10 protein-coding genes are annotated in these 10,511 nt (G+C 64.3%); 7 read left to right on the forward strand and 3 right to left on the reverse strand.

Annotation, left to right across the window (positions count from 1 at the left end; genetic code table 11):
• The first annotated feature begins 81 nt into the window (after positions 1-81).
• The 6 genes from NKG95_RS28365 to NKG95_RS28390 all read left to right on the forward strand — a co-directional run bounded on the left by NKG95_RS28365 (position 82) and on the right by NKG95_RS28390 (position 7,261).
• Positions 82-1,365 (forward strand): DUF3422 family protein, encoded by a 1,284-nt coding sequence (locus tag NKG95_RS28365; RefSeq protein ID WP_023716470.1) that lies wholly within the window; start codon positions 82-84, stop codon positions 1,363-1,365.
• A 136-nt stretch (positions 1,366-1,501) separates the two neighbouring features.
• The gene (locus NKG95_RS28370; RefSeq protein ID WP_353043120.1) at positions 1,502-2,998 is read left to right on the forward strand and encodes an FAD-linked oxidase C-terminal domain-containing protein; all 1,497 of its coding nucleotides are present in this window, start codon (positions 1,502-1,504) and stop codon (positions 2,996-2,998) included.
• Positions 2,999-3,221: 223 nt separating this feature from the next.
• A complete protein-coding gene (locus NKG95_RS28375) occupies positions 3,222-4,478 on the forward strand; it encodes an FAD-binding protein (protein ID WP_353043121.1) in 1,257 nt (418 codons plus the stop codon).
• Positions 4,475-4,864, forward strand: a complete 390-nt coding sequence (locus NKG95_RS28380; protein WP_352493850.1) for a DUF4870 family protein — start codon at positions 4,475-4,477, stop codon at positions 4,862-4,864. The genes NKG95_RS28375 and NKG95_RS28380 overlap by 4 nt, the downstream gene beginning before the upstream one ends.
• A 62-nt stretch (positions 4,865-4,926) precedes the next feature.
• The gene (gene glcF / locus NKG95_RS28385; protein ID WP_353043122.1) at positions 4,927-6,228 is read left to right on the forward strand and encodes a glycolate oxidase subunit GlcF; all 1,302 of its coding nucleotides are present in this window, start codon (positions 4,927-4,929) and stop codon (positions 6,226-6,228) included.
• A gap of 31 nt (positions 6,229-6,259) precedes the next feature.
• On the forward strand, positions 6,260-7,261 hold the full coding sequence (locus NKG95_RS28390; protein WP_353043123.1) for a hypothetical protein: 1,002 nt from the start codon (positions 6,260-6,262) through the stop codon (positions 7,259-7,261).
• A gap of 9 nt (positions 7,262-7,270) precedes the next feature.
• Here NKG95_RS28390 and NKG95_RS28395 read toward each other — a convergent pair whose 3' ends face one another.
• Positions 7,271-8,191 carry a bifunctional 5,10-methylenetetrahydrofolate dehydrogenase/5,10-methenyltetrahydrofolate cyclohydrolase gene (locus NKG95_RS28395; protein ID WP_352493852.1) on the reverse strand — a complete coding sequence of 307 codons (921 nt, stop codon included), beginning with the start codon at positions 8,189-8,191 and terminating at the stop codon, positions 7,271-7,273.
• Positions 8,192-8,465: 274 nt separating this feature from the next.
• Positions 8,466-9,200 (reverse strand): L,D-transpeptidase, encoded by a 735-nt coding sequence (locus tag NKG95_RS28400; RefSeq protein ID WP_353043124.1) that lies wholly within the window; start codon positions 9,198-9,200, stop codon positions 8,466-8,468.
• A gap of 222 nt (positions 9,201-9,422) precedes the next feature.
• On the opposite strand from NKG95_RS28400, the gene NKG95_RS28405 reads away from it, so the two are divergent.
• A complete protein-coding gene (locus NKG95_RS28405; RefSeq protein WP_352634621.1) occupies positions 9,423-10,058 on the forward strand; it encodes a DNA-3-methyladenine glycosylase I in 636 nt (211 codons plus the stop codon).
• 4 nt (positions 10,059-10,062) lie between these two features.
• Here the strand turns inward: NKG95_RS28405 and NKG95_RS28410 are convergent, their stop codons facing one another.
• Positions 10,063-10,317 (reverse strand): hypothetical protein, encoded by a 255-nt coding sequence (locus tag NKG95_RS28410; RefSeq protein WP_353043125.1) that lies wholly within the window; start codon positions 10,315-10,317, stop codon positions 10,063-10,065.
• Between the last annotated feature and the right edge of the window lie 194 nt (positions 10,318-10,511).

The following is a 10,511-nucleotide window of genomic DNA, read 5'->3' on the forward strand; positions in this document are numbered from 1 at the left end:
AAGGGCTCAGAGAAGCCCGGGGGACCAGCCGTGCCAGACGCCGACCCGTCCAATCTCGAATTCCAGCTGCGCGCCAAAGCCATGGGCGGCAGCGTCATGGGCTTTCCGGCGCATGAAGGTCGGCCCGGCGCGCTCGGCGAGGTCCACGCCCGACCGCATCCGCTGGTCGAAAAGCCGCGCGTGCTGGTGCAGCTTTCCTTCATGACCGAAGGCGGCTCGAGCGTCGATCTGGCAGTGCTTTCGGAACTGTCGCAGCGCCTTGGTATTGCCGCGCCCGACCGCCATGCCCGCCATCACGCGATGAAGTGGGGCAAGGGCTCGCTGCGCTGGGAACGGCACACGGAGTTCTCGACCTATCTCTGGGAAGGGCCGCTCGCCGAAAACGGCAGGGGGCAAGAAGATACCCCCTTCGGCAACGGGTTTTCGCCGCCGGGCACGGTGATTTCCGGCATCAGGCTCGAAATCCGCAAATGGACACCGGCGAACGAGCGGCTGATCGCCGGCTTCGACCCGACCAGCCTGTGCTATTCGCTGGTCGAGCGCGGCAACGCGGCCATCGTCACCGATTTCCGCCAGGATGGCGACGGCTTGACCCGCATGCTGGTGCTCGATCGCGGGCTGACACCGGCGCGCACCGGGGCGCTGTCGCAGCGGCTGATCGATATCGAGACCTACCGCACGCTGGCCATGCTTGGGCTGCCGCTGGCGCTGATGCTTTCGGGGCGTGCCCGCCGCATCGAGGACAGGCTGGCCCAGACCACGCTGGAAATGAAGGTCGCCGAAACCCGCGACAGCCAGACCTTGCTGGCCGACCTGACCGAACTTGCCGCCGAACTGGAGGCGGATGCCGCCTCCAGCCTCTACCGGTTCGGCGCCAGCCGTGCCTATGACGGCATCGTCGGCGAGCGGCTGGAGGCGCTCGAGGAAGAAGCCGTGCCCGGCTACGACACCTGGGGCGGGTTCCTGCAGCGGCGCGTCGCGCCGGCCATGCGCACCTGCCGTTCGGTCGAGGAGCGCCAGGCCAATCTGTCGCGCAAGCTGACCCGTGCCACCACGCTGCTGCGCACCTGGGTCGACGTCGAGGTCGAGAAGCAGAACCGCGACCTGCTGGCGTCGATGAACAATCGCGCCCGCCTGCAATTGCGCCTGCAGCAGACGGTGGAGGGACTCTCGGTCGCCGCCGTCTCCTACTATGTCGTCGGCCTCATCGGCTACGTCGCCAAGGGCGCCTCGATCTTCGGCCATGCCTTTGCGCCGGAAATGGTCACCGCCGCCTCGGTGCCGCTCGCCGTCCTGCTCGTCTGGTGGGGCGTGCGCCGTGTCCGCCGCATGCACTCCGAACCGGGCAAGCAGCCGGGCGAGTAGTGTGGGGCGCAGCGGCAGATTGCCGCTGCGGAAGGCTGTCCCGGCCATAGGCCCGCGATCCCGGCCACAGCGGCATTTGCAACAGATAGCCGTCGCTGGTAAAAGATTTTTACCAGTCGGTCGAAGGAGGCTGTCGATGTCCGGTCTTGCGATGCCGAAACCAGACGACGCCACGCTGCGCCGGCGCGATGAGATCGTCGCCGATATGCGCATCATCGTGCCGGGCGAGGGCGTCGTCGACGCAGCCAATGCGATGCGCGCCTTCGAGAGCGATGGGCTCACCGCCTACCGGCAATTGCCGCTGGTCGTGGTGCTGCCGCAAACCGTGGCGCAGGTCTCGCGCGTGCTGAAATATTGCAGTGACCGCAATATCCGCGTCGTCCCACGCGGCTCCGGCACCTCGCTCTCCGGCGGGGCGCTGCCGCTGGAAGACGCGGTGCTGCTGGTGATGAGCCGCTTCAACCGCATCCTCGAGATCGATTTCCAGAACCGCATCGTCGTCGCTCAGCCCGGCGTCACCAATCTCGGCATCACCACCGCCGTCGAGCAGGAGGGCTTCTATTACGCCCCCGATCCATCCTCCCAGATCGCCTGCTCGATCGGCGGCAATGTCGCGGAAAATTCCGGCGGCGTGCACTGCCTAAAATACGGTCTCACCGCCAATAATGTGCTTGGTATCGAGATGGTGCTGATGAATGGCGAGGTGGTGCGCCTCGGCGGCAGCCATCTCGACGCGGAAGGCTACGACCTGCTCGGCGTGATGACCGGCTCCGAAGGATTGCTCGGTGTCGTCACCGAGGTCACCGTCCGCATTTTGAAGAAGCCCGAGACGGCGCGTGCCCTGCTGATCGGCTTCCCGACCAGCGAGGAAGCCGGCCAATGTGTCGCCGACATCATCGGCGCCGGCATCATCCCGGGCGGCATGGAGATGATGGACCGCCCGGCCATCCACGCCGCCGAGGATTTCGTCCAGGCCGGCTATCCCCTGGATGTCGAGGCGCTGCTGATCGTCGAGCTGGACGGGCCGGGTGTCGAGGTCGACCATCTGATCGGCCTGGTCGAAGCCATTGCCTATAGGAACGGCTCGACCACATGCCGCATTTCGCAATCGGAGCAGGAGCGGCTGAGTTTCTGGGCCGGCCGCAAGGCAGCCTTCCCGGCGGTCGGCCGCATCTCGCCCGACTATTACTGCATGGACGGCACCATCCCGCGCAAGGAATTGCCGCGCGTCCTCGCCGGCATGCGCGAACTGTCGGAGAAATACGGGCTCGGCGTCGCAAATGTCTTCCACGCCGGCGACGGCAATCTGCATCCGCTGATCCTCTACGACGCCAACGTGCCGGGCGAGCTCGACAAGGCGGAGAGTTTCGGCGCCGACATATTGCGGCTCTGCGTCAAGGTCGGCGGCGTGCTGACCGGTGAGCACGGGGTCGGCGTCGAGAAGCGCGACCTGATGCCGGAAATGTTCAACCAGATCGATCTCGACCAGCAGATGCGCGTCAAATGCGCCTTCGACCCCAATCACCTGCTCAACCCGGGCAAGGTATTTCCGCAGCTGAGGCGATGCGCGGAGCTCGGGCGGATGCACGTGCATCGCGGGCAGCTGGCATTTCCGGACATTCCGAGGTTTTGAGGGGTATGTTGGCGCTTGGACACCCCCCTCTGTCCTGCCGGACATCTCCCCCGCAAGGGGGGAGATTGGCTGCTTCAACGTCCTACTCGCCTTCAAGCGTTGATGGTTGGCGAAAGCCTAAGCGACATCCGATCTCCCCCCTTGTGGGGGAGATGTCCGGCAGGACAGAGGGGGGCGCGAAGGATCGCGGCATGTCTGCATCTGCGGCTGGCGCATTCCTCTCATGACCACCTTCACCCCCTCCACCGCCGCGGAAACTCTCTCCACCGTCGCCTGGGCAGCCGCCGAAGAATCGCCGCTCGAAATCCTCGGTCACGGCTCGAAGCGCGGCATCGGCCGGCCGCAGCAGAGCGAGCATACGCTCGACCTGTCGAACCTGTCCGGCGTCACGCTCTATGAGCCGGCCGAACTGGTGCTGTCGGCGAAAGCCGGCACGCCGCTGGCCGCGATCGAAAGCCTGCTTGCCGAAAACGGCCAGCAACTGGCCTTCGAGCCGATGGACTACGGCCCGCTGCTCGGCGGTGAACCAGGACGAGGCACGATCGGCGGCGTGCTGGCCGCGAACCTTTCCGGCCCGCGGCGGCTGAAGGCCGGGGCTGCGCGCGATCACATCCTTGGCATCGCGGCCGTTTCCGGCCGTGGCGAGGCCTTCAAGTCGGGCGGCCGTGTGGTCAAGAATGTCACCGGCTATGATCTGTCCAAGCTGATGGCCAACAGCTGGGGCACGCTGGCGGTGTTCACCGACGTCACCTTCAAGGTGCTTCCCGCTGCCGAGACCGAAGTCACGCTCGCCATCCGTGGCCTGCTCGACGATCATGCCACCGCCGCCATGGCGCTGGCACTGGGTTCCAGCGCGGAGGTGTCGAGTGCGGCCCATCTTCCTGAACGGGTCGCCGCGCGGGTCGCCGGCGGCAGTCTCGGCAGCGATGCGGCGACGCTGCTGCGCATCGAGGGTTTCGGCCCGTCGGTCGCCTACCGCATCGCGGCGCTGAAAGACCTGCTGAAAAACGCCGGTCCGCTGCAGGAGATTTCCGGTTCGGTCTCGTATTCTGTCTGGCGTGACATCCGCGATTGCGCGCCGTTCGCCGATGGCAGCGAAAGGCCGGTGTGGCGCGTCTCGATGGCGCCGTCGCAGGGCCACCTTATGGTGCTGGCGCTGCGCATGCAGGCCGCGGTCGATGCCTTCTACGATTGGCAGGGCGGGCTGATCTGGCTGCGCATGCAGCAGGACGATCCAGAGGCCGGCCTGTTGCGCGGGCTGATCAGAAAGCATGGCGGCGGCCATGCCACGCTGGCTCGCGCAACCCCTGCGCATCGCGCGGCGATACCCGTGTTCGAACCGCAAGCGCCGCCTCTTGCAGCACTGTCGGCGCGGCTGAAGGCCGAATTCGACCCGAAGAATATCCTCAATCCCGGGCGTATGGCGCCGGGCGCAGGCTCTGCTACTCTCGCCCCAGCAACCGAGGGAGGAGCGCAATGAGCGATGCAGGCCAAAACGGTACGTCACGCCAGACCGACCGCTGGCTGGAGCCCGGTCCGACCAACGCGCTGGTCATCTATATCCTCTATCTCGCCGGCCTCGTTATCGGCGTCAGCGGCATTGTCGGCATCGTCCTGGCCTATATCAACCGCGGCAAGGCCGGCGGCTTCGTCGAAAGCCATTACGCATTCCTGATCCGCACCTTCTGGATCGGCCTGCTCTATGCACTGATCTCGGCGCTGCTGATGGTCGTGGTCGTCGGCGTCGTGCTGATGGTCGCTGTCGCCGTCTGGTTCATTGCCCGCTGCATTCTCGGCCTGCAGGCGCTGCAGCGCGGCGAGGCGGTCAAGAACCCGGAAAGCTGGTTCCTCGGACTACGAGCATGATCCCAAAAAGCGGATACCGGTTTTGGGAAAAGATCATGCTCAAACGGTAAGGATTCGTTTACGTGCAGACCTCCTTCTCGCTTGCCCAGCTTGCCGATCCGCATGTCGCGGAATCGGAAAAGATCCTGCGCAAATGCGTGCATTGCGGCTTCTGCACCGCCACCTGCCCGACTTATGTGACGCTCGGCAACGAACTGGATTCGCCGCGCGGCCGGATTTACCTGATCAAGGACATGCTGGAGAACGGCCGTCCCGCAGACAAGGAGATCGTCACCCATATCGACCGCTGCCTGTCCTGCCTCGCCTGCATGACCACCTGCCCGTCTGGCGTCAACTACATGCATCTGGTCGACCACGCTCGCGCCCATATCGAGGAGACCTACAAGCGTCCGCTGGCCGATCGCCTGACACGCGCCATGCTGGCCTTCGTGCTGCCTTATCCCTCGCGCTTTCGCGCGGCGCTCAAGCTGGCGAAGCTCGGCCAGCCATTCGCCGGCCTGTTTGAGAAAATCCAGGCCTTGAGGCCGCTGGGCGCCATGCTCAAGCTTGCACCGGCGTCGGTCCCGGCAGTCTCGCCGATGGCTTCGCCGGGCGTCCATGCGGGGCAGGGCGGCAAGAAAAATGGCCGCGTCGCCATCCTCACCGGCTGCGCGCAATCAGTGCTCGATCCCGGCATCAACGACACGGCGATTTCGCTGCTGACCCGGCTTGGTGTCGAGGTCGTCGTCCCGCAGGGCGAGGGCTGCTGCGGCGCATTGGTGCATCACATGGGACGCGAGGACGCTGCCCTGGCGTCGGCCCGACGGAACGTCGACGCCTGGACGCGCGCCATCGAGCAGGGCGGACTCGACGCCATCGTCATCACCGCATCCGGCTGCGGCACCACCATCAAGGATTATGGCTTCATGCTGCGCCTCGATCCTGCCTACGCCGACAAGGCGGCGCGCGTGTCGGCGCTGGCCAAGGACATCACCGAATATCTCGGGAGTCTCGACCTGCCGGAACCGGTGCGTAGACCGGGCACTATCGTCGCCTATCACTCGGCCTGCTCGATGCAGCATGGCCAGAAGATCACCCGCCAGCCGAAGGAGCTTCTGGTCCGGGCCGGGTTCGTCGTGCGCGAGCCGCGCGAAGGGCATCTCTGCTGCGGTTCTGCCGGCACCTACAACATCCTGCAGCCCGGGATTTCGGCGACGCTGCGCGACCGCAAGGTCAGGAATATCGAGGCGACCGGCGCTGAAATCGTCGCCACAGGCAACATCGGCTGCATCACCCAGATCGCCTCCGCCGCGACGCTGCCGGTGGTGCATACGATAAAGCTGCTCGACTGGGCCTATGGCGGCGAGCCGCCAAAATTGGTTTGATTGCTGCGCACCCGCCAATGAGACTGCCGAGATGCCCAACCCAAAATCCGAAGAGATTGGAACCGTCGTTCGGCTGCTGTCGGACAGATCGCCGGCGACGTTCCAGGCCAGCTATGGCGAATGCCAGACAATCATCGTTCGTCATCTCAAGGATGGGTCCGAATTCCTGTTTGCGCTCATAAAGGCAGCGGTAGAAGCCGACGTCCAGCAAGACAATCTGATTATCGACGCCGTTTCGTTTCTCGACGACGCGCATTTGGCTCGTCTGGCATTTTTCCTGCAAGAGGAAGTGAAACGCGGAATAGACGTGGAGGATCTGCTGGCTCACGTCGCCTTGCAGGCGCCGGAATTGTTTCCAGACAGTACCTTGGGCGACATTCCCGATTTCGCAGACTGGCTGACGCATGATGATCCTCGTTCGCCGCCGGCATGTCATCATTTCAGCTTTGAGGAGGGCGCTCCGAGCGACATGTCTTTTCCAACGCACCGCAATCATCCTACCTGGCATCTGCCGGCGACTGGCAGGCCACTTACGGTCGGCGGCGAAGGATCGGCAGTGTGCCCGACCTGTCGAGAGCGACTGATACATCTGGTTACGCTGGACGATCTTGAGCTGACGATGCCTCTTCCCAGACTCCGTATCGAGACCTGTGCGAATTCTCTCGAACCGACCTACTATTCCCACGACGCTGCCGGTGTGCCGACGCCGATCGCGCCTCTGCATTCGCCCTACATTGAGAGGCCTGCAAAAGCCGCCGAGAAAAAAACTGTTCGGTTGGCACCGACCCCTAAACGGTGGCTCAGGCAGCCGTACGGGATAAGCAATTCAAGGCAAAACCTGTTTCGGCTTGGTGGGCTGCCGTCATGGATTCAGGGGCCGCAGTTTCCAGTCGTTCCCGGGACGGATCGGCAAATGAAATTTCTTCTCCAGTTCGATTCACTCGCCGGTTTCTTCTGGGGCAGTGGCGGCATGCTCTACGTCTTCTGGGATGACGAGTCCCGGATCACCTGCCATGTGCCGCAATACACGTGACGAAAGCGCCTACTCCGCCGCCAGTCTGTCCGCCGTGCCGTAGGTTGCCTGGTAGCGGGCGCGCTGGCGGCTGAGCGCCACCATCGTGTTGCGCAGCAGGATCGCCACGGTGATCGGGCCGACGCCACCAGGCACCGGCGTGATCCACGACGCGACATGCCTGACGCTCTCGGCATCGACGTCGCCGACGATGCGGCTCTCGCCATCCGGCCCGATTTCCGAATTGATACCGATGTCGATGACGGCGGCGCCCGGCTTGACCATGTCGGCCTTGATCAGCCGCGGCTTGCCGACGGCGACGAACAGGGCGTCGGCGCGGCGTGCGTGTGCCGCCACCGAGCGTGTCATGTGATGGCAGACGGTTACCGTCGCGCCTTCGCTCATCAAAAGGAAGGCGATCGGCTTGCCGACGATCTCGGAGTGGCCGACGACCACCACTTCGAGCCCCTTGAGGTCGAGGCCGGTTTCCCTGAGCAGTTCGACCGAGGCAGCGGCAGTGCAGGGCGCCAGGTCGAGCTGGTTGTAGACGATGTTGCCGATCGACGCCGGATGCATGCCCTCGACGTCCTTGAGTGGATGCACCGCCGCCTGCAGCGTCTTGATCGGGATATGCACCGGCACCGGTCGCTGGATGATGATGCCGGTGACGCGCGGGTCGGCGTTGAGGCCGTGGATCGCAGCTTCGAGTTCGCCGGCAGTGATGTCGGCGCGAAAGCGCCTCTCCTCGAAGCCGATTCCGGCCAGCCCCGCCTTGGCGCGCTGGTTGCGGACATAGACGTCGACCGCCGCTGTGTCGCCGACGGTGATCGACACCAGCTTGGGCGGAAAGCCTTCGGCGGTGGCGATCGCCGCGTCCTCGCGCACGCTGGCGATGATGCGTTGGGCAACCGGGCCGCCCTTGAGATAGCGGCTGTCATCGGAGAGGGACATCGAGATAGGGCCTTTGTCTGGAATTTTGGCTGCCACATAGCAAAGGGACGGCGAAAAGGCAGCGCGAAAAGCGAACCGCTATGCCTGTCGCGCGACGTGCCGGCGAAATCTTCGTCAATTCTCGCTGGCGGAAACAAAAAGGGCAGCACGGCTTGCCGCGCTGCCCTTTCGTGACTGGCCGCATCCCCACACGGCCCGTCCCCCGTTGTTTATTCATCTGGCCTCAGAAAGCCAAAGCTAATGTCTTTCTAGACCAGATGATTCGTCGCGGCAACTATATCACCACCACCGTTGTTCCGATATTCACGCGTTCGTAAAGATCGACCACATCCTCGTTGCGCATGCGGATGCAGCCCGACGACACCGCGCCGCCGATGGTCCAAGGCTGGTTGGTGCCGTGGATGCGGTATTCGGTCGAGCCGAGATAGAGCGCGCGTGCGCCGAGCGGGTTTTCCATGCCGCCGGCGAGATAGGTTGGCAGATAACGGCCCTTTGCGGCTTCGCGGGCGATCATCACCGCCGGCGGCCGCCAGTCCGGCCAGACGCGCTTGTTGGTGATCTTGTGGGTGCCGGACCATTCGAAGCCCGGCTTGCCGGTGCCGACGCCATAGCGCCGCGCCTTGCCGTTCTTCTCGACCAGATAGAGGAAATTCTCTCTCGTATCGATGACGATCGTGCCCGGCTTCTGCGGGCCGTCATAGGCGACTTCCTGCGGCAAATAGACGGGATCGATCTGCGGCCGCATCACCATGCGCTTGGCCGGCGCCTGCACCGCTGCGGTGCGCAACTGATCGGGTTCAGCTTGCCGCCGGTAGCGCCGTAGCGGCTGCGCTTCTTGCCGGCTCTGCCGCACGATGCCCGGCGCATGGCCGAGCTGCAGCACCCAGGGCGCCGAAAGGTCGGGGCTGACCGCCACCGGCGGCCTCTCGGCATAGCGGTCGTTGGCATTGGCGGCGCCGACGGCAAGCACGGCCGCGGCGCCGAACAGTGGGAACAAGAATATCTTCATCGGATCGCACCTTGATCGTCGAACATGCCGGGGCGCAAAGCCTCCCCGATTTCCGCGACATTGGGCGCGAAGCGGCAACCGAAACATGAATCGGAATGCGTAAAATGCCGATCTGTCAGTAAAGCTTTTGGTGTGGTTACCGCCCGGTTCAGGAATCTGGTAAAGCCGCGGTAAAGGCCGCGCCAAATCGCGTTAACGCCAAGACACGAACGGAATTCCGCCATGGACGAAAAAACAGGTCTGCTTGCTGGTCCCGACGGCATCGCCCGCTGCTTCTGGCACGGCAACCTGCCGGATTATCTGCACTACCACGACCACGAATGGGGCCGGCCGGTCGCCGACGATCGCCGGCTGTTCGAAAAGATCTGCCTCGAAGGCTTTCAGTCGGGCCTGTCCTGGCTGACCATATTGCGCAAGCGCGACAATTTCCGCGAGGCCTTCGCCGGCTTCGATGTCGACAAGATCGCCGCCTTCACCGACGCCGATGTCGAGCGCCTGCTCGGCAATGCCGGCATCATCCGTCACCGCGGCAAGATCGTTTCGACCATCAACAACGCCAAACGCGCCCGCGAACTCATCGACGAGGCCGGCTCGCTGGCCGCCTGGTTCTGGAAGTTCGAGCCCGGCCCGGACGAGCGCCCCGAGATCGTCGACCTCGCCCATCTGCGCGCCAATCCGACGACGGCAGTTTCGGTTCGCATTTCGAAGGAGCTCAAGAAGCGCGGCTGGAGCTTTGTCGGCCCGACCACCGTCTACGCTTTCATGCAGGCGATGGGGCTGGTCAACGACCATCTCGAGGGCTGCGTCTGCCGGGAACCGGTCGAGGCGGAGCGGAAAGCGTTCAAACGGCCGAAATAGCGGCTCAGGCGCCGCCGGCGCCGGCCAGGAAAAACCCGGCCAGGATGGCCGCCAGCGCGGCGAACACCGGATAGATCACCAGCAGGCCGGTCATCAGCACGTCGCGCATGGTCGGCCCGCTGCGCTGTTGCGCCGCGATCTCGAACGGTCCGGCGATTTGCTTCGTCGTTTTTGGCCCATAACCATCGGCCGACCGCAGCCGGACCGGGGCGTCGCGTGCGCCGCTATCGATGATGTCGAACTTCTGTAGCGTGGCCATGGCCCCGAACCCCTTGTTTCGGCGCGCTTATCGGCCCGGATTGTGTCGGCACGATGCCGCGCGCATGGCGCAATTGTTTCAGCTTCTTTTTCTTGCCTTCTCCCCTTGTGGACCTGTTGCGCAGTCATGAGCAAAAGCTTGCGGCGGCGGGGTTGCGGCGGTTGTTCGCTTGTTTGCGGGGGATTTGACGTCTT

The sequence above is a fragment of the Mesorhizobium sp. M1423 genome (genome assembly GCF_040317575.1).
Taxonomy (GTDB): Bacteria; Pseudomonadota; Alphaproteobacteria; order Rhizobiales; family Rhizobiaceae; genus Mesorhizobium.

Excerpts from the sequence above, each read along its gene's own strand:
- NKG95_RS28365 (WP_023716470.1), top strand. The coding sequence starts at position 82 with ATGGGCGGCAGCGTCATGGGCTTTCCGGCGCATGAAGGTCGGCCCGGC.
- NKG95_RS28370 (WP_353043120.1), top strand. The coding sequence starts at position 1,502 with ATGTCCGGTCTTGCGATGCCGAAACCAGACGACGCCACGCTGCGCCGG.
- NKG95_RS28375 (WP_353043121.1), top strand. The coding sequence starts at position 3,222 with ATGACCACCTTCACCCCCTCCACCGCCGCGGAAACTCTCTCCACCGTC.
- NKG95_RS28380 (WP_352493850.1), top strand. The coding sequence starts at position 4,475 with ATGAGCGATGCAGGCCAAAACGGTACGTCACGCCAGACCGACCGCTGG.
- NKG95_RS28390 (WP_353043123.1), top strand. The coding sequence starts at position 6,260 with ATGCCCAACCCAAAATCCGAAGAGATTGGAACCGTCGTTCGGCTGCTG.
- NKG95_RS28395 (WP_352493852.1), bottom strand. The coding sequence starts at position 8,191 with ATGTCCCTCTCCGATGACAGCCGCTATCTCAAGGGCGGCCCGGTTGCC.
- NKG95_RS28400 (WP_353043124.1), bottom strand. The coding sequence starts at position 9,200 with ATGAAGATATTCTTGTTCCCACTGTTCGGCGCCGCGGCCGTGCTTGCC.
- NKG95_RS28405 (WP_352634621.1), top strand. The coding sequence starts at position 9,423 with ATGGACGAAAAAACAGGTCTGCTTGCTGGTCCCGACGGCATCGCCCGC.
- NKG95_RS28410 (WP_353043125.1), bottom strand. The coding sequence starts at position 10,317 with ATGGCCACGCTACAGAAGTTCGACATCATCGATAGCGGCGCACGCGAC.